This is a genomic window from Paraburkholderia kururiensis (assembly GCF_034424375.1).
GTDB lineage: Bacteria > Pseudomonadota > Gammaproteobacteria > Burkholderiales > Burkholderiaceae > Paraburkholderia > Paraburkholderia kururiensis_A.
Window position 1 is genome coordinate 1,032,133 of sequence record NZ_CP139965.1, and the last position, 18,799, is coordinate 1,050,931.

18 protein-coding genes are annotated in these 18,799 nt (G+C 64.8%); 9 read left to right on the forward strand and 9 right to left on the reverse strand.

Annotated features, from left to right (window positions below; all coding sequences use genetic code 11):
* Nucleotides 1-39: 39 nt before the first annotated feature.
* Entirely contained in the window at nt 40-741 is a 702-nt protein-coding gene (locus tag U0042_RS04655) for a phosphatase PAP2 family protein (RefSeq protein WP_114812884.1), read from the reverse strand.
* 342 nt (nt 742-1,083) lie between these two features.
* On the opposite strand from U0042_RS04655, the gene U0042_RS04660 reads away from it, so the two are divergent.
* Both U0042_RS04660 and U0042_RS04665 read left to right on the forward strand, forming a co-directional pair.
* Nucleotides 1,084-2,262: a PHB depolymerase family esterase gene (locus U0042_RS04660; RefSeq protein WP_114812886.1), complete on the forward strand. Its 1,179-nt coding sequence runs from the start codon at nt 1,084-1,086 to the stop codon at nt 2,260-2,262.
* A gap of 113 nt (nt 2,263-2,375) precedes the next feature.
* Nucleotides 2,376-2,552 (forward strand): DUF3563 family protein, encoded by a 177-nt coding sequence (locus U0042_RS04665; RefSeq protein ID WP_114812888.1) that lies wholly within the window; start codon nt 2,376-2,378, stop codon nt 2,550-2,552.
* A 45-nt stretch (nt 2,553-2,597) separates the two neighbouring features.
* On the opposite strand, the gene U0042_RS04670 is transcribed toward U0042_RS04665, so the two are convergent.
* The 3 genes from U0042_RS04670 to U0042_RS04680 all read right to left on the reverse strand — a co-directional run bounded on the left by U0042_RS04670 (nt 2,598) and on the right by U0042_RS04680 (nt 4,959).
* The gene (locus tag U0042_RS04670) at nt 2,598-3,401 is read right to left on the reverse strand and encodes a BPSS1780 family membrane protein (RefSeq protein ID WP_114812890.1); all 804 of its coding nucleotides are present in this window, start codon (nt 3,399-3,401) and stop codon (nt 2,598-2,600) included.
* Nucleotides 3,392-4,387 (reverse strand): homoserine kinase, encoded by a 996-nt coding sequence (locus U0042_RS04675; protein WP_114812892.1) that lies wholly within the window; start codon nt 4,385-4,387, stop codon nt 3,392-3,394. Before U0042_RS04675 ends, U0042_RS04670 begins: the two co-directional genes overlap by 10 nt.
* Before the next feature lie 158 nt (nt 4,388-4,545).
* Nucleotides 4,546-4,959, reverse strand: a complete 414-nt coding sequence (locus tag U0042_RS04680; protein ID WP_114812894.1) for a hypothetical protein — start codon at nt 4,957-4,959, stop codon at nt 4,546-4,548.
* Nucleotides 4,960-5,178: 219 nt separating this feature from the next.
* On the opposite strand from U0042_RS04680, the gene U0042_RS04685 reads away from it, so the two are divergent.
* Nucleotides 5,179-6,705: an AMP nucleosidase gene (locus tag U0042_RS04685; RefSeq protein ID WP_114813077.1), complete on the forward strand. Its 1,527-nt coding sequence runs from the start codon at nt 5,179-5,181 to the stop codon at nt 6,703-6,705.
* Nucleotides 6,706-6,783: 78 nt separating this feature from the next.
* Here U0042_RS04685 and U0042_RS04690 read toward each other — a convergent pair whose 3' ends face one another.
* Complete coding sequence (locus tag U0042_RS04690) at nt 6,784-7,314, reverse strand: chromate transporter (RefSeq protein ID WP_114812896.1); 531 nt, start codon at nt 7,312-7,314, stop codon at nt 6,784-6,786.
* Nucleotides 7,311-7,958 carry a chromate transporter gene (locus U0042_RS04695; protein WP_232833473.1) on the reverse strand — a complete coding sequence of 216 codons (648 nt, stop codon included), beginning with the start codon at nt 7,956-7,958 and terminating at the stop codon, nt 7,311-7,313. The genes U0042_RS04690 and U0042_RS04695 overlap by 4 nt, the downstream gene beginning before the upstream one ends.
* A gap of 86 nt (nt 7,959-8,044) precedes the next feature.
* On the opposite strand from U0042_RS04695, the gene U0042_RS04700 reads away from it, so the two are divergent.
* Nucleotides 8,045-8,938: a transcriptional regulator GcvA gene (locus U0042_RS04700; RefSeq protein ID WP_114812898.1), complete on the forward strand. Its 894-nt coding sequence runs from the start codon at nt 8,045-8,047 to the stop codon at nt 8,936-8,938.
* 3 nt (nt 8,939-8,941) lie between these two features.
* On the opposite strand, the gene U0042_RS04705 is transcribed toward U0042_RS04700, so the two are convergent.
* Nucleotides 8,942-9,688 carry a TIGR00730 family Rossman fold protein gene (locus tag U0042_RS04705; protein WP_114812900.1) on the reverse strand — a complete coding sequence of 249 codons (747 nt, stop codon included), beginning with the start codon at nt 9,686-9,688 and terminating at the stop codon, nt 8,942-8,944.
* A gap of 1 nt (nt 9,689) precedes the next feature.
* Here U0042_RS04705 and polA point away from each other — a divergent pair, with 1 nt between their 5' ends.
* From polA to U0042_RS04720, 3 genes are all read left to right on the forward strand, one after another.
* A complete protein-coding gene (gene polA, locus U0042_RS04710; protein WP_114812901.1) occupies nt 9,690-12,431 on the forward strand; it encodes a DNA polymerase I in 2,742 nt (913 codons plus the stop codon).
* 170 nt (nt 12,432-12,601) lie between these two features.
* Nucleotides 12,602-13,960, forward strand: a complete 1,359-nt coding sequence (locus U0042_RS04715; RefSeq protein WP_114812904.1) for an NAD(P)/FAD-dependent oxidoreductase — start codon at nt 12,602-12,604, stop codon at nt 13,958-13,960.
* A gap of 193 nt (nt 13,961-14,153) precedes the next feature.
* Nucleotides 14,154-15,026 carry a dienelactone hydrolase family protein gene (locus tag U0042_RS04720; protein ID WP_114812906.1) on the forward strand — a complete coding sequence of 291 codons (873 nt, stop codon included), beginning with the start codon at nt 14,154-14,156 and terminating at the stop codon, nt 15,024-15,026.
* A gap of 103 nt (nt 15,027-15,129) precedes the next feature.
* Here U0042_RS04720 and U0042_RS04725 read toward each other — a convergent pair whose 3' ends face one another.
* Together U0042_RS04725 and U0042_RS04730 are read right to left on the reverse strand one after the other, a co-directional pair.
* A complete protein-coding gene (locus U0042_RS04725) occupies nt 15,130-15,999 on the reverse strand; it encodes a sulfurtransferase (RefSeq protein WP_114812907.1) in 870 nt (289 codons plus the stop codon).
* Between the two features lie 196 nt (nt 16,000-16,195).
* Nucleotides 16,196-17,302, reverse strand: coding sequence for an aromatic ring-hydroxylating oxygenase subunit alpha (locus tag U0042_RS04730; protein ID WP_114812909.1), 1,107 nt, complete (start codon nt 17,300-17,302; stop codon nt 16,196-16,198).
* A gap of 287 nt (nt 17,303-17,589) precedes the next feature.
* Here U0042_RS04730 and U0042_RS04735 point away from each other — a divergent pair, with 287 nt between their 5' ends.
* Nucleotides 17,590-17,895: an exodeoxyribonuclease VII small subunit gene (locus tag U0042_RS04735; RefSeq protein WP_114813081.1), complete on the forward strand. Its 306-nt coding sequence runs from the start codon at nt 17,590-17,592 to the stop codon at nt 17,893-17,895.
* Nucleotides 17,892-18,773 (forward strand): polyprenyl synthetase family protein, encoded by an 882-nt coding sequence (locus tag U0042_RS04740; RefSeq protein ID WP_114812911.1) that lies wholly within the window; start codon nt 17,892-17,894, stop codon nt 18,771-18,773. Before U0042_RS04735 ends, U0042_RS04740 begins: the two co-directional genes overlap by 4 nt.
* The last annotated feature ends 26 nt before the right edge of the window (nt 18,774-18,799 follow it).

Here is an 18,799-nt window from a genome sequence, read left to right on the forward strand (position 1 = left end):
GGCTTCGGCATGCGAAACGCGAGGCGCGACCCGGCCGCGTCAGACCGGTTCGAAAGGCTGGGGCGAAAGCGTGTTGCTGGTTTGCGAGACCGGCGCGGCCGGCGCCCGGTCGTAGCGCCCGGCCTTCCATTTGGCTCGCACGAACGGCCGTTCATGGCCGGACACCTTGAGCGCAATGTGCGTGACCCAGCGCTGGGTGGGCACGCGCACGTCATGTAGCGTGAAGGCGAGGATGGCGAGGCTGATCGTGACAGCGGACACCGACAGCCGCCCAGGCTGCGCATGCCACGCCCATCGGATGAAAGCGAGCGCCGTCAGGGCGCCGACAAAGCAGCCCGTCACGGCTTCGGACGGCGAATGTGCTTCCAGCGCGACCCGCGAGAGCCCCACGGCGGCGCCGGCCGCGATGCCGGCCACAATACCGGCAATCCGCAGCGGGGGCCGCGCCCGCAACAGCACGAGGAAAAAGGCAACGGGATAGACGGCAGTAGAAAGCATGGCGTGCCCGCTCACGCCGGTGAAGTCAAGCTCGCGAATGCCGACGCCCCAGCCGAGAAAGGCAATCTTCGTCACCGTCACGATGCCGATGGCGATGCCGAGCAGCACGAGCCAGCCCGCCGCGAGGCGCCACGAGTACCCGAACGCCAGCCACAGCCCAATGGCGAGCGCCAGCGGCAGCGTCAGGCCGGCTCCGCCGAAGCTGGTGATCAGGTACCACAGGTGGGAAGGCAACTCTGGCATGACGTCGGGCGACCGGGCGCGTTCAGGGCAGGTTCATCACTTGAATAACGCGTAAGCCGCTTCATCCGACGACAACACGTTAAATGCATAAGCTCCAGTATAGCCGCCGCTCGCGGGGCAAGGGTGCCGGCGGTCGAATGGGCCTCTGGCTGGGCGCCTGCGCCCGTGCGGCAAGTCACACCGGCTGAGCCGTGACGACGAGGAAGAAGGGTCGCGAGGCGGGCGCATTGACGGTCAGCAACGGACCGGGAATGGTGTTATTGTGCAACGCACAACATGCGACTTCCCGGCGCTGCGGCGCAGCGGGCGGCCGGAAGATCGGTCCCTTTTACGAGGTTCCCGATGACCAAAAGCTTCACGAAAATCTGGCTGGGCGGCTTGAAGCGCCTCCTCGCCATCCAGAGCGAACACATTCGCAAGACGACGAAACGCACGGGGCTGCGCCCGGCCCGTGCCGCAACGCCGGCAAGAGCTACGACGAAACTCGCCGCCAAGCCGGCCGTGAAGGTGCGCAAGCCGACCACGCGGGGCACGCCGCCGGCAAGGGAGTCGCGCGTGCGGCCGCGCGCAGCAGCATGGGCGACCGGGCAGTGGACGCGTTCTTTCCATTCGGCACCCGTCCCGGCCGGCCGGCTCGTGAATCATCTGTCCTACGGTCTCTACGTTCCCGCCGACCGCCCGACGACCCAGATGCCCCTCGTCGTGATGCTCCACGGCTGCAAGCAGTCCATCGACGAGTTCGCCGAGGGCTCGCGCATGAACCTTCTGGCCGACCGGTACGGGTTCGCCGTGCTGTACCCGGAGCAATCGAAGCACGCGCATGCCCATCGCTGTTGGAACTGGTACGACACGAGCGAACATACGGGCCTCGCGGAGGCACGCGCCGTCGATTCGCTCGTGGAATCGCTGGTGGAGCAGCACGGCTTCGATCGTGAGCGCGTCTACGTGGCGGGTTTGTCGGCAGGCGCCGGGCTGGCCACGCTGCTCGCGGCGCATTACCCCGAGCGGTTCGCGGCCGTGGCGCTTCATTCGGGGCCCATGTTCGGCGAAGCACATTCCGGCATTACGGCCATGGACGTCATGCGGCGCGGCTCCCGGCACGACCCCGTGGCGCTGGTGGACAAGGCCGTCGACGTGTCCACGTACCCCGGCATGCCGGCCATCATCCTGCAGGGCGACGACGATCCTGTTGTCGCAGCCGTGAACGCAGAGCAACTGGCCGTCCAGTTCTTGCGCCTGAACGGTCTGGTCGACGCACGCGGGGCGCGCCGCGACGGTCAATTGCGCGAGGAGCGTCGGGCGGGCGTGGTGGTGCGCGATTACCTGCAGGCGGGGCGTCGGGTGGTGAGCGTCTACCGGATCGGCGGATTGGGACACGCCTGGAGCGGCGGCGACGACTCGGTGCCGTTCCACTCGGCGAAGGGGCCGGATGCCAGCGCTTTGATCTGGGACTTTTTCCGTCGACAACGCCGGGTGGGCGCGGCGGAGACGGCGGAACGAAGCGCGGCGACGAGATTCTGAGCCGCGCATGTTGCGCAGCAGCATCAGAATAAAGATTCGGTGGTGAGGCTCAGGGTTTTCCCGTACAATCGGGTTTGTACTTAGGTGTTAACCCTTACACCGTCGAGGTTACCATGTATCTCCTGAGCCGCCTTTTCCTCTTCCTCACGAAGTCTGCCGACGAGCGCGTCAAAGAGCGCAACGATGCGTATCTGGCAGAAGCCACCGACCTCTACGACCTCGAGTTCCGTATGCGCAAGCTCGATCGTGAGTCGCGCACCCGCCAGCCGGCGTGGATGAACCAGTACTAAGAACCGGGTAAGCGCGGCGGCCGCCCACGTCGGGCCGCCGGGTGTCTATTTGCCCGTCGCAGGCAGATCGGGTGCCTTTGGTTCCTGTACGCCGAAGCATCCGCGATACGTTGCGTAAAACGAGCAGTAGAGCATCGTCGTCACGACGATGAGCGCCGGCATCACGAAAGCGAAGCCGTATTCGCCCGTGCCCAGCGCTTGCGTCAGCGCTGAAAGCGCGAGCGACACGGTAATCGACACGGCGAACCACAGCGCCGCGTATACCACGAAGGCGCCGCGATTGCGCCAGCAGCTCACCACGCTGAAAAACATCGCTTTGACAGGTGGCACGTCGTGCCACGCAATCAATATCGGCGAGAACCAGAACAGCATGGCCACGGGGATGTAGAGCGCAAACGCCGCCATCATGGCGAGCAGCACGTCGTTGTTTGCGATGCTGTCCTGCTCAGCCGCACCGCCTACCGTCATGAGCTTGAGCAGCGCGCCGCCGTCCACGAGCGTCGATCCCGCGAGCACCAGCGCCAACGCGACCGCATAGAGCACGCCGAGCAGGATCAGCCGCCTCGCTACCACCGCGCCGTACGAGCGGAACCCGTCGATCAGGATGGTCGGAAAGACGGGTTTGCCCGCGATGGTGTCGCGGCACGCCGCCATGAATCCCACCGCCACACCCGGAATGAAAATGAGCGGCAGCACATTGCCGACCACGGGAATGGCCGAGATCAGCGTCATCGCGAGCAGATAGGCAAAGAACAGCGTCAGGAACGCGAGCGGATTCTTGCGGAACAGCCAGATTCCCTGCCGGAACCAGACATAGCCGGCCTTTGCGGGGACTTCGATCAGTTGCATGAGGTGTGAACGCCAGGAAGTGCGGAGCCGACTAGGCGTTCGCGCAGGATGCGCTCGAACTGCGTCGGGTCGTGTGGCTTGAGAAGCTCGGCGGCGCGCGGCAGATGGAAGTCGTACAGGCGTGATACCCAGAACCGGTATGCACCAGCTCGCAGCATGTCGTCCCAGTGGCGGTTTTCCTCGGTCGTGAACGGACGCACGGTCTGATAGGCGCGCAACATTGCTTCCACGCGTGCCAGATCCAGCTTGCCCGTCGCGATGTCGACGCACCAGTCGTTGACCGTGACCGCTACATCGAACAGCCACTTGTCGCAGCCGGCGAAATAGAAATCGAAGAATCCGCCCAGCCGCACTGCGTGGCCTGTCGACGGGTCTGCATGCGCAAACAGCACATTGTCGCGGAAGAGGTCGCAATGGCATGGACCGCCGGGCATCGCCGCATAGTCGGGCGAGGCGAAGAAGGTTTCCTGGTGCGCGAGTTCGGCCGTGAGCAGTTCACGCTGCGCTTCGGTGACGAACGGCAGCACGGCCGGCACCGTCTCGCGCCACCAGGGCAGGCTGCGCAGGTTCGGCTGCTGCCGCGGGAAATCGCGCCCAGCCAGATGCATGCGCGCAAGCATTTGCCCCACCTCGATGCAGTGCTCCTCGCGAGGCGCCAGTTCGGCGGAGCCTTCGAGCTTCGTCACGATGGCGGCCGGTTTGCCGTTGAGCAGGCCGAAGAGCGAACCGTCGGCGCGCGGCATCGGGTCGGGCACGGGCACGCGATGCCGCGCGAGGTGCCGCATCAGATCCAGATAGAACGGCAGTTGTGCCGCCGTGAGCTTTTCGAAGATCGTGAGAACGTATTCGCCGCGCGTGGTCGTGAGGAAGAAGTTGCTGTTCTCGATTCCGGATTGAATGCCGCGGAAATCGACGACCTCGCCAAGGTCGTAGTCGCGCATCCATTGCGCGAGCTGGGGTTCAGTGACAGCGGTGAAAACGGCCATGCGCGAAACGTCGGATCGGGTTGGTCGGACCGTCCGGGCCCGACGGGCGCGGCGGTGAGATCGGGGCAAACGGGCAATGAGTGATTGCGGGCGCCGCGGTCATGTGGCGCGCGCCTGCGGCAGCGAAAGGCGTGTGGCCTGCGCTGCCGCGGTGTGGATCAGTAATGCAGGCTTACCGATGGCAGGCGCTTGCTTGCCTGTCCGTTGTCGCGCACGGTAGGCGACGTATCGAGCGGCGCGCTCATCTGATAGTGCGTGCCGAAGTTCGAACGCACGTCGATTTCCACCGGCTTGCCTTTGTCGCGGTATTCGGTGATTTCCGTGCCGTTTCCTGCCTTTTCGTGGAAGCTCGGCTTGCGCGGTACGTTGATGTCCACCTTGGACGTCACGTTCGCCGCCGGGCGGTTGATGGCTGCGAGATCGGGCAGGCCCGCGCGTTCGTTGGCCGACTGCGGGGCGGCCTGGGCGGATTGGGCGTCGACGTTGGCCTGCGCTTCGTCGGCGGGCGCGGCCATCGCAACGCTGCACATGGCAAGCATCGCCGCAACGGCAGCAGGGAGGAGCGGCTTCATGGTGTTTCTCCGTTCGAGTTTGGCGATTCTAACAAATCCGGCTCGCGCCACGGGCGCTACAGCCTTATTTTGCGCCGCTTTCGCGGCGTCCGCCGTCAGGCCGCCACGTCGCGCAAGACCCGGCCGGCATGCCGCTCGAGGGTGGTGCCGCGCACGCGCGCTGCGCTCTTTGCGGCGGGTTCCGTGGTAATGTCGTTTGATCCATTCGAGGCAACCACGATGAACAAGGAATTCCATCTGCCGGCGCTGATGACCCCGGCAAACGACCATCCCACCGAGGCCTTCGAAGACGCCACCGAAGCAGTGGCCCGGCTCTCGGCCATCTACGAAGCCAACACGGCGTTCCTGCGCGACGCGTTCGCCCGCTACCGTCGCAACGAAACGTTCGAGCGTCGCGTGCGCGCCTGTTATCCGTTCGTGCGCATTCGTACCGAGGTCAATACGCAGATCGACTCGCGTCGCTCGTACGGCTTCGTCGCGGGCCCCGGTGTGTTCGAAACCACGGTGACGCGTCCCGACCTGTTCGGCAATTACTATCGCGAACAACTGCGCCTGCTCGCGAAGAACCATCACGTCGCGATCGAGGTCGGCGTGTCGCAGCATCCCATTCCGATTCACTTCGCCTTCGCCGAAGGCATTCACCTGGAAGGCGACCTGGATCGAGACCGTCTGCTCGCCATGCGCAACGTGTTCGACACGCCCGATCTCGCGCTGCTCGACGACCGCATCGTCAACGGCACCTACGAGCCTGCGCACGGCGAACCGCAGCCGCTCGCGCTCTTCACGGCGCCGCGCGTGGACTTCTCGCTGCATCGGCTCAAGCACTACACGGCCACGTCGCCCACGCACTTCCAGAACTACGTGCTCTACACGAATTACCAGTTTTATATCGACGAATTCGTGAAGCTGGGCCGCACGATGATGGCGCACACCGACGACCCGGAACTGCGCGAATACCGCTGCGAATACACGTCGTTCGTCGAACCCGGCGATGTGGTGACGTACAACGCGAACCTTGACGAACAGGCCGACGAAGGCGCGCCGCCGCCGCGGCAGCCGCAGATGCCGGCGTATCACCTGAAGCGCGCGGACGGCAGCGGCATCACGATGGTCAACATCGGCGTGGGGCCGTCGAATGCGAAGACCATCACCGACCACATCGCCGTGCTGCGGCCGCACGCGTGGATCATGCTCGGCCACTGCGCGGGGCTGCGCAACACGCAGCGCCTTGGCGACTACGTGCTGGCGCACGGCTACGTGCGCGAAGACCACGTGCTCGACGACGATCTGCCGCTATGGGTACCGATTCCGGCGCTGGCCGAAGTGCAGGTGGCGCTCGAGCGCGCAGTGGCGCAGGTCACGCAACTCGACGGCGTGGAACTCAAGCGCGTGATGCGAACGGGCACTGTAGCGAGCGTGGATAACCGCAACTGGGAACTGCGCGATCATCGCGAGCCGGTGCAACGGCTTTCGCAGAGCCGCGCGATTGCGCTCGACATGGAAAGCGCGACGATCGCGGCCAACGGTTTCCGTTTCCGCGTGCCCTACGGCACGCTGCTGTGCGTCTCGGACAAGCCGCTGCACGGCGAGCTGAAACTGCCGGGCATGGCGGACCAGTTCTATCGCGCGCAGGTCGACCAGCATCTGCAGATCGGCGTGAAGGCGATGGAACTGCTGCGCACGAACGGGCTGCATCGGTTGCATAGTCGCAAGCTGCGCAGCTTCGCCGAGGTGGCGTTTCAGTAATCCGCGCTGCTGAAGCCTTGGCCGTGGGCGACCCGCGGGAAAACCGTCCACGGCCACCTCGCTCCAGCGCCCATCGTCCTACATCTGCCCAATCCCCATCAGCCCGATCAGGCTGCCTGCGCCGAGCAGCCACAGCGGATGAATCTTCGTCTTGAACGCGAGAACGGCGCATACGGCGGTAATGCCCCACGAGACCCACACCAGGTCCGACGCCTGTGCGATCAGCACTGCACTGGCTGTCACGAGCCCGGCTGTCACCGGCACTAGCCCTTTCTGCGCGAAGCGCCGCCACGGGCGGTCCTTGAATCGTTCCCATGCGTGAAGCGCGACGATCGTCACGATTGACGACGGTCCGAATTTCGCCACCGAGCTCACGAGCATGCCCCACCACCCGGCCACGTGCCATCCCACCAGCGTGACCACCATCATGTTGGGCCCCGGCGCGGCCTGAGCCAGCGCGAAGAGGGCGCTGAATTCCGTTGCGGGCATCCAGTGATGCACCTCCACCACTTGCCGCTGCATTTCGGGAAGGATCGTGTTGCCGCCGCCGAACGCAAGCAGCGAGAGTTGGCTGAAGATGATGGCGAGTGAAACGAGCGTATCGGTCATTGTGAGGTCCTCGCGGCGATGAAGATGCTGAGCGGTGTGAGCACGAGCATGGTGGGCAGCAACGGTATGCGCAGGATCGCGATCGCGATGAAGCCGAGCGCCGCGAGCGTTGCCGCGGTCGGGTCGTGGCGCAGCGGCAGCAGGATCTTGACCGCCATCGCGATGAGCAGGCCGGCGGCTGCCGCAGCGAGCCCGGCAAACAGATGTCGTACATGGGGATCGTTCTGTGTGCGCTCGTAAATCACGCCGAGCCCGATCACCACGAGCGAAGGGCCGGCGATCAGCCCGAGCAATCCGGCAAGCGCTCCGCGCAGGCCGCGAAAGCGCATGCCTAACGCAACCGAAAGGTTGATGACGTTACCGCCCGGCAAGAACTGGCACAGGCCGAGCAGATCGGTGAACTCGGAGGCGCTGAGCCAGCGCCGCTGTTCGACGATAACCCGCCGCGCCAGCGGCAGCGCGCCGCCGAAGGAGGTGAACCCCAGGCTGAGGAAGCCGAGGAATATTTCGCGCACTGTGGGAACAAGTGTCGGCGGCGCCGTGGCGTCGTCGTCGGTAACGTGCGTGTGGGCCGGTCCGCGCGGCGGTGCGCCGGTTGCGTCGCCGCGGTCCGAAGGAGAAGAGCCGTCCATGACCAGTGCCATCTTGTAAGAAGACCCGAGGGTAGCGCCGATCGGTTGTCAGGCAAAACGATTTTTGTGCGGTCTGCTTGTGACTTAGAATCACAAGGATGATCCGTAACCTTCCCCCATTTCCTGCGCTACGCGCCTTTGAAGCGGCTGCAAGACACAACAGCTTCACGGCGGCCGCGGACGAACTCCATGTGACGCACGGTGCAATCAGCCGGCAGGTGGCGGCGTTCGAGGCGTGGGTCGGCGTGCAGGTGTTCCATCGCGTGGGCAAGCGCGTGCGGCTCACTGACGATGGCCGCCGGTACCTCGCGACAGTGCAGGCCGCCTTCGACAGCATCGCGCTCGCCACCAACCAGTTGCGCGACACCGCTGTCGTGAACGTGCTTCGCATAAACGCGGTGCCGACCTTCGCGATGAAGTGGCTGCTGCCGCGTCTGAACCAGTTTCAGCGCATGGTGCCGAACGTCGAACTGCGTCTGTCCACGTCGAATGCACCGGTCGAGACGCTCGATGCCTTCGACGTCGCCGTGCGGCGCGGCCCCGGGCATTGGCCGGACTGCGCGAGCGCGCACTTTCTCGATGAAATGGAAATTCCGATGTGCAGCCTGGCACTCGTCCAGCGACTGCCGATCCGCACGCCGGACGATCTTGCGCGCCACGTGCTGCTGCATTCGGATACGCGGCCCGATGCGTGGCGCACGTGGCTCGCGGCCGCGGGTGTGAAAGTGAAGTGCCGCAAGAAGCAGTCGTTCGACCACTTCTATCTGGTGTTGCAGGCGGCCGTGGACGGATTGGGCGTCGCGCTCGGGCCGCTGCCGCTGGTGGCCGACGAACTGGCGTCGGGCCGCCTCGTGGCGCCGTTCGCGGGGCCGAGCATCGATGCACGCGGCTACTGGTGGGTGGCGCGGCGCGAAGTGGCGAACGCGCCGCTCGTCGAACAGTTTTGCGGTTGGCTGGAGGCGCAGGCGAAAGGCGCTGCGCCCGCGGCCTGACGCTTACAGATAGAACATGCGGTCGTCGTCGGACTTCGCGGCTGCCTGCGGTTCTGTCTCTTCGCGGTCTTCGTAGAACGACAGCACGGCTTCGAGTACCTGGTCCGGGTCGTCGATCACCTGCATGAGGTCCGTGTCGCCGGGGCTGATGAGTCCCATGGGCAGAAGCGAACTGCGGAACCATTCCAGCAGGCCGGTCCAGAATTCTCCGCCCACCAGAATGATGGGTACGTGGCGCGACTTCTTCGTCTGGATCAGCGTAAGCACTTCGGCGAGTTCGTCGAGCGTGCCGAAGCCGCCCGGCATCACGATCACCGCGTCGGAGTTCTTCACGAACGTGACCTTGCGCGTGAAGAAATGACGGAAGCGCAGCGAGATGTCCTGCCACTGGTTGCCAGACTGCTCGTGCGGCAGCTCGATGTTGAGTCCTACCGAAGGAGCCTTGCCCGCATGCGCGCCTTTGTTCGCGGCTTCCATGATGCCGGGACCGCCGCCGGAGATGACAGCGAAGCCTGCATCCGACAGTTTTCGCGCGATTTGCATCGCAAGCTGGTAGTACTTCGAGTCCGGTTTCAGGCGTGCCGAACCATAGATGCTGACAGCCGGGCGGATCTCCGAGAGGTACTCGGTCGCCTCAATAAACTCTGCCATAATCGTGAACATCTGCCACGACGCGCGGGCCTTCTTGGCCGTGGCGCGCTCTTGATCTGCGAGTGAACGCAGACTCGGAATCACTTTTCTCTTGTCCATAATGCCTGAAGAACGAAATCTGGAAGGTAAGACCCTGCTATTGGTCGACGGTTCGAGTTATCTGTACCGGGCCTACCATGCGATGCCCGATTTGCGCGGTCCGGATGGTGAACCGACTGGCGCGCTCTACGGCATCATCAACATGCTGCGCCGTATGCGCAAGGAAGTTACGGCAGAGTATAGCGCGTGCGTGTTCGACGCAAAGGGCAAGACCTTCCGCGACGAGTGGTACCCCGAGTACAAGGCTCATCGGCCGCCCATGCCCGAGCCGCTGGCGAGGCAGATCGAGCCCATTCATGTCGCCGTGCGCGCGCTTGGCTGGCCGCTGCTGATGATCGACGGCGTCGAGGCCGACGACGTGATCGGCACGCTCGCCCGCGAGGCCGAGCGCCACGGCATGAACGTGATCGTCTCCACCGGCGACAAAGACCTGGCGCAACTCGTGACGGATCATGTCACCCTCGTCAACACGATGACCAACGAAACGCTCGATCGCGAAGGCGTGATCGCGCGCTTCGGCGTGCCGCCTGAGCGCATCGTCGACTATCTCTCGCTCGTGGGCGACACCGTGGACAACGTGCCCGGCGTCGAGAAATGCGGCCCGAAAACAGCGGTCAAATGGCTCTCGCAATACGGCACGCTTGACGACATCGTCGCACACGCGGACGAAATCAAAGGTGCGGTAGGCGAGAATCTGCGCCGCGCGCTGGACTTTCTGCCGATGGCGCGCAAGCTCGTCACCGTTGAGACCGCCTGCGATCTCAACGGGCACGTCGCGTCGTTCGAAGATACGCTCGTCACGCGGCCCGAAGCACGCGAAGAGCTGCGCGACCTCTTCATGCGGCACGGCTTCAAAACGTGGCTGCGCGAAGTGGAAATGGCCGCAGCCGTGGAAGAACCCGGCTCTGCCGACGAGCCGGCGCCGCTCGTGGACGGTGAGCGCAACTACGAAACCATCCTGACGTGGGAGCAATTCGACGCGTGGTTAGCGAAGATCGACGCCGCTGAAATCACGGCGTTCGACACGGAAACCACGTCGCTCGACGCCATGACGGCGAAGCTCGTGGGCATGTCGTTCTCGGTGGAGCCCGGTCATGCCGCGTATCTGCCGCTCGCGCATCGCGGGCCGGATGCGCCCGAGCAACTGCCGCTCGACGAAGTGCTCGCAAAGCTGAAGCCCTGGTTCGAGAGCGCCGACAAAAAGAAGCTCGGCCAGCATCTGAAATACGACGAGCAGGTGCTCGCGAGCTACGGCATCGAAATGAACGGTGTCGAGCACGACACGCTGCTCGAGTCCTACGTGCTCGAATCGCACCGCACGCACGACATGGACAGCCTCGCGCTGCGCCATCTCGGCGTGAAGACCATCAAGTACGAAGAAGTGGCCGGCAAAGGTGCGCAGCAAATCGGCTTCGACGAGGTGCCGGTGGACAAGGCGTCCGAATACGCAGCCGAAGACGCCGACGTCACGCTGCAACTGCATCGCGCGCTGTATCCGCAGATCGAGCCAGAGGCGGGGCTCAACCACGTGTACCGCAACATCGAGATGCCGACGTCGCGCGTGCTGCGCAAGATGGAGCGCAACGGCGTGCTGATCGATGCGGAGAAACTGCGCGTGCAGAGCAACGAGATCGCAACGCGACTGATCGAACTCGAACGCGACGCGTACGAACTGGCGGGCGGCGAGTTCAACCTGGGTTCGCCCAAGCAGATCGGCCAGATTTTCTTCGAAAAGCTGCAATTGCCGGTGGTGAAAAAGACGCCGAGCGGCGCACCTTCCACCGACGAAGAAGTGCTGCAAAAGCTGGCGGAAGACTATCCGTTGCCGAAGCTGCTGCTCGAGCATCGCGGCCTCTCCAAGCTGAAGTCCACCTACACAGACAAGCTGCCGCGCATGGTGAATCCGCTCACCGGCCGCGTGCATACCAACTACGCGCAGGCCGTGGCCGTAACGGGACGCCTTGCTTCGAACGATCCGAACCTGCAGAACATTCCCGTGCGCACCGCGGAAGGCCGCCGCATTCGCGAGGCGTTCATCGCGCCGCCGGGCCACAAGATCGTATCGGCCGACTACTCGCAGATCGAGTTGCGCATCATGGCGCACATTTCCGGCGACGAGTCGCTGTTGCGCGCGTTTTCGCAAGGCGAAGACATTCACCGTGCCACCGCGGCCGAAGTGTTCGGCGTGACGCCGCTCGAAGTGAGTTCCGACCAGCGGCGCATTGCGAAGGTGATCAATTTCGGCCTGATCTACGGCATGAGTTCGTTTGGTCTTGCCTCGAATCTCGGCATTACGCGTGACGCCGCGAAGCTTTACATCGACCGCTATTTCGCCCGCTACCCGGGCGTCGCGCGCTACATGGACGAGACGCGTGCCTCCGCGAAGGCGCGCGGCTATGTCGAGACCGTGTTCGGCCGCCGGCTGTGGCTGCCCGAAATCAACGGCGGCAACGGTCCGCGCCGCCAGGCCGCCGAGCGCGCGGCCATCAATGCGCCTATGCAGGGTACGGCGGCAGACCTCATCAAGCTCTCGATGGTCGCCGTGCAGAAGTGGCTCGAAGATTCGCGCGTCGGCTCGAAGATGATCATGCAGGTGCACGACGAACTGATTCTCGAAGTGCCGGACGCCGAACTCGACCTCGTGCGTAAGCGCTTGCCGGAGCTGATGTGCTCGGTGGCGGCGCTCAAGGTGCCGCTCGTGGCCGAAGTGGGCGCGGGCGCCAACTGGGAAGAAGCGCACTGATTCCGCTGCCGACGCGCGCCGACGCTGCAAGCCGGGCGTCGCGCGCACGTCACACATCTTTTTTCAGGACTTGTTGCAATGCACGAGCGTCACTGACAATCGTCGAGGTGGCCGCGCGCCTCTCGCGCAGCCACCGTACCCTGAACGCCGTCAATAACCTGGAGAGTCGAATGCATCGGTTCATCGTCGTGGGTGGGGGAGCGGGAGGACTGGAGCTGGCGACGCGGCTTGGCGATCGCTACGGCGCGACGAAGAAGAACCGGGGCGAGCCACGTGCGCACGTGATACTCGTGGACCGTTATCCCACGCACATCTGGAAGCCGCTGCTGCACGAAGTGGCAGCGGGCAGCATGGACCCGTTCACGCAGGAACTTGCCTACGCGGCGCAGGCGCGCTGGCACGGCTTCGAGTTTCAGCAGGGCGAGCTGTGTGGGCTCGATCGCACGGCAAAGCGCATCACGCTCTCCGCAGTGAAGGACGAGGACGGCGGCGAGTTGCTGCCGAGGCGAGAGCTGGAATACGACACGCTTGTCATCGCCATCGGCAGTACGACGCATTTCTTTGGGGTGCAAGGCGCGCAGGAGTACTCGATCGCGCTCGACACGGTTCCGCAGGCCGAACGCTTCCGCAAGCGTTTGATCGCGGCGTGCATGCGCGCCGAGCATCAGGTTCACGAGCCGGTGGAGAGCAACCCCGCGGACGGCGGCGCACCGTCGGACGAGCCGCGGGTGCAGGTGGCCATCGTCGGGGGCGGCGCGACGGGCGTGGAGCTTTCCGCCGAACTGCGCAACACGGCGCAGGTGCTCTCGGCCTACGGTCTGCACAAGCTGGACCCGCGCCATGACGTAGGTATCGTGCTGATCGAGTCCGGGCCGCGCATTTTGCCGGCGTTGCAGGAACGCGTGTCGTCGGCCACGGCCGAGCTGCTGGTGGAGCTGGGCGTGAAGGTGATGGTGGGCGAGCGCGTGACGGAAGTGGCGCAGGGGCTCGTGCGTACCGCGAGCGGCAAGACCATTCGTGCGGATCTCACCGTGTGGGCCGCCGGCATCACGGCGCCGCCTGTGCTCGCGCAACTCGATGGTCTGCCGGTCAACCGGTTGGGCCAGATCCAGGTGCGTCGCACGCTGCAGACCGAAATCGACGACAACGTCTTCGCGATGGGCGATTGCGCCGCGTGCCCGTGGCCCGGCAACGAACGCAATGTCCCGCCGCGCGCGCAGGCCGCGCATCAGCAGGCGAGCTTTCTGCTGCGCGCGCTCGGCAACCGGCTGGAAGGCCGGCCGCTGCCGGAATTCACCTATCGCGACTTCGGCTCGCTCGTCTCGCTTGGTCACTTCAGTGCGGTCGGCAATCTGATGGGCGGCGTCATCGGCGGCAACATGCTGATCGAAGGGCTCTTCGCGCGCTTCATGTACATGTCGCTGTATCGGCTGCATATCGCGGCGCTGCATGGCTATGCGCGGATGGTGCTCGACACCTTCGCACACTGGCTGCACCGCACCACGCTGCCGCGCGTGAAGCTCCACTGAGCGGTTTTCTGCAGACGTAAGGGTTGGGCGCCTACAATGCGCCAGCGTGCGCGGCTGAGGTCGAGAGCCGCCACGTTCGCCATCTCTGTCCGTCCGTGCTTGCTTGCTGCGTGAAATAGCGGGCTCTTCGTGTCACGTGCCCCGTGTCGCCAGCGCTTTCTTCGCCAGCGGACGGCTCACCAAGGAGCGCCGCATGCTGAAACCCGAAGTCGATAGCCTCGTTCCCCACGTCCCGTTCAATCGACGCACGTTCATCAAGGCCGCGCTGGGCTCCGGCTTTGCGGCGGCCGTGCTGCCCGTGTCGGCCCAAACCATCCACACCGACAGCGAAGGGCTGGAAGCCGGCGAGGTGGGCGTTCATTCGGGCGACACGCTCGTGCCGGCGTACCGCGCGCAGCCCAAGGGCAAGAGGCATTTGCCGGTGATCGTGGTTGTGCATGAAATCTTCGGCGTGCACGAACATATTGCCGACGTCTGCCGCCGCTTCGCGAAGCTCGGTTATCTGGCAGTCGCGCCCGACCTCTACGTTCGCGAGGGCGATGCATCGAAGTACCCGACCATCCAGCAGCTAGATGAGCACATCGTCAGCAAGGTGCCCGACGAACAGGTCATGGCCGACCTCGATGCGACCGTGGCCTGGGCCGGCGAACATGGCGGCGACCTCACGCGGCTGGGCCTGACCGGTTTCTGCTGGGGCGGGCGCATTGCGTGGCTCTACGCCGAGCACAATCCGAAGCTGAAGGCAGCCGTAGCGTGGTACGGGCGCCTCGTGGGCGACCATACCGCGATGACGCCGGCCAATCCGATCGATCGCGTTGCGGACCTGCGCGTGCCGGTGCTCGGCCTCTACGGCCGCCAGGATTCAAGCATTCCTCAGGACACCATCGAACAGATGAAGCAGGCGCTCGCTCATGCGTCGGAGCCGGCGCGTGAATCGCAGTTCGTGGTCTACGACGACGCGGGGCATGCGTTTTTTGCGGACTATCGGCCGAGCTATCGCAAGGCCGACGCGGAGGATGGCTGGCGCCGTGCACTCGCCTGGTTCAAGGAGCACGGTGTGGCTTGAGATGAGTTGGATGCGCGAGCCGGTGACTCGCGCTCCAGGGAGGACCGCGGGTTGGTGTTGCCACCGCGGCTATTTCCGAAACGGTTCGCGCAGCGTTCAGGCGTCAGGGATTCGGCCCGGTCGCAACCGGGCGCGACGCGTCCGCGCACCACTCGCTCCACGACCCTGGATAGAGCGTGGCGCCGTGCAACCCCGCCACTTCCATCGCAAGCGCGTTGTGGCACGCCGTGACGCCGGAACCGCACTGCAGCACGACGTGGTCCGGGGCGGTGCCCGCGAGCAGCGCCGCGAAGTCCTCGCGCAACGTGTGGGCGGACTTGAAGCGTCCGTCGGCGCCCAGGTTGTCCTTGAAGAAGCGGTTGAGCGCGCCCGGAATGTGGCCGCTGACCGGATCGATGGTTTCGTTTTCGCCGCGATAGCGGTCCGGCGAACGGGCGTCGATCACGAGCTGTTCGCGTTGGGCCAGATTGCGCAGCAGGGCTTGTGCGTCCACGGTGGACTGCAGCGGCGCGCCGGCCTTGAAAGTGCCTTGGGCGGCGGGTGCGGCGTCCTTCGTGAGCGGCAACCCGGCGGCTTCCCAGGCCTGCAGCCCGCCGTCGAGGAGCGCCACGGAATCGTGGCCGAGCCAGCGCAGCAGCCACCAGAGGCGCGCGGCAAAGGCGCCGCCCTGCGCGTCGTACGCGACCACCTGCTGGCCTTCGTTCAGCCCGTTTGCGGCGAGCGTATCGACGAGCTTTGCGCGATCGGGCAGCGGGTGACGTCCATTGCCGCCGGACTTCGTACCCGAGAGATCGCGATCCAGATGCAGATAACGCGCGCCGGGCAAATGACCGGCGGCATAGGCGGCTTCGCCGGAAGCGGGGTCGGCGAGGTCGAAGCGGCAGTCGAAGATCAGCACGCTGCCGGGCGCCGCATCCAGCCGTTCCTTGAGGTTCGCGGCGGAGATCAGCGTGGTGTAGTGAGTGTGAGGCATGACGGCTCCTGGGGCATGGCGCGGGCCTGAAGTTCGCCTGAAGCCGGCTCGACGTGGAGTCGAACCTGGCTTGACGTCGGTTGATGCAGGCCCGCCGGATGCCGCCAGTCTAAACAAAAAAAGACGGGCGAGAGCCCGTCTTTCCATGGAGCCTTGCCGCGCATCGGCCATTCGTCGATGCGCGGCGGGCGGTGCCTCAGATGTCGCCCAACTGCGCGCGCAGGAACTCGTGGAAGTGCTGCATGCCGTCTTCCATCGGGCTTTGGTAAGGGCCCACCTGCGATTCGCCGCGCTCGTACAGCGCACGGCGGCCGGCGTCCATCCGCTCGGCGATTTCGTCGTCTTCGCGGGCCGTCTCCATATAAGCGGCGCGTTCGGCCTCCACGAAGTCGCGCTCGAACAGCACGATTTCCTCGGGGTAATAGAACTCCACGATGTTCGTGGTCTTCTGCGGGCCGCGCGGAATGAGCCACGAGACGACGAGCACGTGCGGATACCACTCGATCATGATGCCCGGGTAGTACACCATCCAGATGGCGCCGAACTCGGGCGGCTCGCCGCCGCGAAAACGCAGCACTTCGTCGTGCCACTTCCGGTACGTCGCGCTGCCCGGCTTGCCGAGGCCGCTATGCACGCCAACGGTCTGCACGCTGTACCAGTCGCCGAATTCCCAGCGCAGGTCGTCGCAGGAGACGAAGCTGCCGAGGCCCGGATGGAACGGCACGACGTGATAGTCCTCGAGGTACACCTCGATGAACGTCTTCCAGTTGTAGTTGCACTCGTGGATTTCGGCGTGATCGAACATGTAGTCCGAAAAGTCGAAGTGCTTCGCCGGCCCGAGGTTCGCCAGGTCTTTTGCCACGTCGCGACCGCCCGACTCGAACAGCAGGCCGTGCCAGTTCTGCAGCGGCGTGGCGTTGAGATTGAGGCACGGCTTGTCGGCGAAGTGCGGCGCGCCGAGCAGTTGTCCGTTCAGGTCGTAAGTCCAGCGGTGCAGCGGGCAGACGATGTTCTCGGTCTGGCCCCGGCCGTTGAGCATGATGGCCTGCCGGTGGCGGCAGACGTTCGAGAGCAACTCGATCTGAGCTTGCTGGTTCCGGACGAGCACGCGCCCTTCGCCTTCGCCAGGTAAGGCGAAATAACTCCCCTTCTCGGGCACCATGAGTTCGTGCCCGACGTAGCGGGGGCCCTGCTGGAAGAGTGTTGCGATTTCGCGCTCGTGAAGCGCCTGATCAAAGTAAGCCGTGACTGGCAGCTGGCTGTGGATGGACTTCAGCTGCAATGCATTGCTCAGATTGGACATTCCCACTCCCGATGAAGACGTGAAAGCAGTGAACAACCCAACCATCGAAGGTTCGACGAAGGTTCGATTTAGGGAGCCGGCGATTATACCCGTTTCCCCCTTCTGGGGAAGACTAAGTGCCTGATTTGGGTCAAATTTGTCCCTGGAGTTCAAATTTTCGGAGCGGACGTGAGGGATTCCTGTTACACGCCGGCTTGTGGCTGTAAGGGGACAGGAGCCGGCGTGCGGGTCGGAAATAACGCTTTTGCCGTAGAATGTCCGACTTGTTTCAAATTTGCGACCACCTCATGGCCAAAACCGCACCGAAGGATGCTGCCGCGTCCGTCGAGGACAACGGCGGCGCGCCGCTGCCGGATAACTACGAGGCGGCGCTCGCAGAACTCGAAGGGCTCGTGGCGCGGATGGAGAGCGGCAACCTGAGCCTCGAGGAATCGCTCTCTGCGTACCGGCGCGGGGCCGCGCTCGTCGCGTTCTGCCAGCAACAGCTGGAGAAGGTGGAGCAGCAGGTCCGCGTGCTCGACGGCGAGACGCTGCGTCCCGTGCCCCTCAATACGACTGGAAATGCAGCCCAAGAGGCAGACGACGATCTATGACTTTTGAACAGTGGACCCGCGCGGTGCTCAAGCGGGTCGAAGCGGCCCTCGAACACTATTTGCCGTCCGAAAAGACTGTCCCCGAACAACTGCACGAAGCCATGCGCTACGCCGTGCTGGGCGGAGGCAAGCGGGTCCGGCCCTTGCTGTGCCATGCAGCGGGCGAACTGACGGGCGCACGGGCGGAATGCCTCGACGCGGCGGCCGTATCGCTGGAGATGATCCACGTCTATTCGCTCGTGCATGACGACATGCCGTGCATGGACGACGACGCGCTTCGCCGCGGTAAGCCCACGGTTCACGTGAAATACGACGAACCCACCGCGCTGCTCGTCGGGGACGCGCTGCAGTCGCAGGCTTTCATCACGCTGACGGCCGATGTGCTGAGCCCCGCGCAACAGGCGTCGCTCGTGCGCGAACTGGCGGTGGCGAGCGGTTCGGTGGGCATGGCGGGCGGCCAGGCCATCGACCTCGCAAGCGTGGGCCACGCGCTCGCGCGGCCCCAGCTGGAAACGATGCACCGGATGAAGACGGGCGCGCTGCTGCGCGCCTCCGTACGCATGGGCGCGCTCGCGGGCGAAGCGCCCGGGACCGACGCCCTGAAGTCGCTCGATGCCTATGCGGCCGCCGTGGGTCTCGCGTTTCAGGTGGTTGACGACATTCTCGACGTCACGACCGACTCCGCGACGCTCGGCAAAACGGCCGGAAAGGACGCGAAGGACGGCAAGCCGACCTACGTGTCGATCATCGGACTCGACGCATCGCGCGCGCTGGCACAACAGCTGCGCCACGATGCCCACGCTGCGCTCACGCCGTTCGGCGCACGCGCGCAGCGTCTTGCAGAACTCGCTGACCTGGTGGTGGACCGGGTCAGCTGAACGCGAAAGCCCGCCGCCGCGCATGA

Bases quoted from the DNA above. Each gene is read 5' to 3' on its own strand.
- U0042_RS04655 (WP_114812884.1), bottom strand. From the start codon at position 741: ATGCCAGAGTTGCCTTCCCACCTGTGGTACCTGATCACCAGCTTCGGC.
- U0042_RS04660 (WP_114812886.1), top strand. From the start codon at position 1,084: ATGACCAAAAGCTTCACGAAAATCTGGCTGGGCGGCTTGAAGCGCCTC.
- U0042_RS04665 (WP_114812888.1), top strand. From the start codon at position 2,376: ATGTATCTCCTGAGCCGCCTTTTCCTCTTCCTCACGAAGTCTGCCGAC.
- U0042_RS04670 (WP_114812890.1), bottom strand. From the start codon at position 3,401: ATGCAACTGATCGAAGTCCCCGCAAAGGCCGGCTATGTCTGGTTCCGG.
- U0042_RS04675 (WP_114812892.1), bottom strand. From the start codon at position 4,387: ATGGCCGTTTTCACCGCTGTCACTGAACCCCAGCTCGCGCAATGGATG.
- U0042_RS04680 (WP_114812894.1), bottom strand. From the start codon at position 4,959: ATGAAGCCGCTCCTCCCTGCTGCCGTTGCGGCGATGCTTGCCATGTGC.
- U0042_RS04685 (WP_114813077.1), top strand. From the start codon at position 5,179: ATGAACAAGGAATTCCATCTGCCGGCGCTGATGACCCCGGCAAACGAC.
- U0042_RS04690 (WP_114812896.1), bottom strand. From the start codon at position 7,314: ATGACCGATACGCTCGTTTCACTCGCCATCATCTTCAGCCAACTCTCG.
- U0042_RS04695 (WP_232833473.1), bottom strand. From the start codon at position 7,958: ATGGCACTGGTCATGGACGGCTCTTCTCCTTCGGACCGCGGCGACGCA.
- U0042_RS04700 (WP_114812898.1), top strand. From the start codon at position 8,045: ATGATCCGTAACCTTCCCCCATTTCCTGCGCTACGCGCCTTTGAAGCG.
- U0042_RS04705 (WP_114812900.1), bottom strand. From the start codon at position 9,688: ATGGACAAGAGAAAAGTGATTCCGAGTCTGCGTTCACTCGCAGATCAA.
- polA (WP_114812901.1), top strand. From the start codon at position 9,690: ATGCCTGAAGAACGAAATCTGGAAGGTAAGACCCTGCTATTGGTCGAC.
- U0042_RS04715 (WP_114812904.1), top strand. From the start codon at position 12,602: ATGCATCGGTTCATCGTCGTGGGTGGGGGAGCGGGAGGACTGGAGCTG.
- U0042_RS04720 (WP_114812906.1), top strand. From the start codon at position 14,154: ATGCTGAAACCCGAAGTCGATAGCCTCGTTCCCCACGTCCCGTTCAAT.
- U0042_RS04725 (WP_114812907.1), bottom strand. From the start codon at position 15,999: ATGCCTCACACTCACTACACCACGCTGATCTCCGCCGCGAACCTCAAG.
- U0042_RS04730 (WP_114812909.1), bottom strand. From the start codon at position 17,302: ATGTCCAATCTGAGCAATGCATTGCAGCTGAAGTCCATCCACAGCCAG.
- U0042_RS04735 (WP_114813081.1), top strand. From the start codon at position 17,590: ATGGCCAAAACCGCACCGAAGGATGCTGCCGCGTCCGTCGAGGACAAC.
- U0042_RS04740 (WP_114812911.1), top strand. From the start codon at position 17,892: ATGACTTTTGAACAGTGGACCCGCGCGGTGCTCAAGCGGGTCGAAGCG.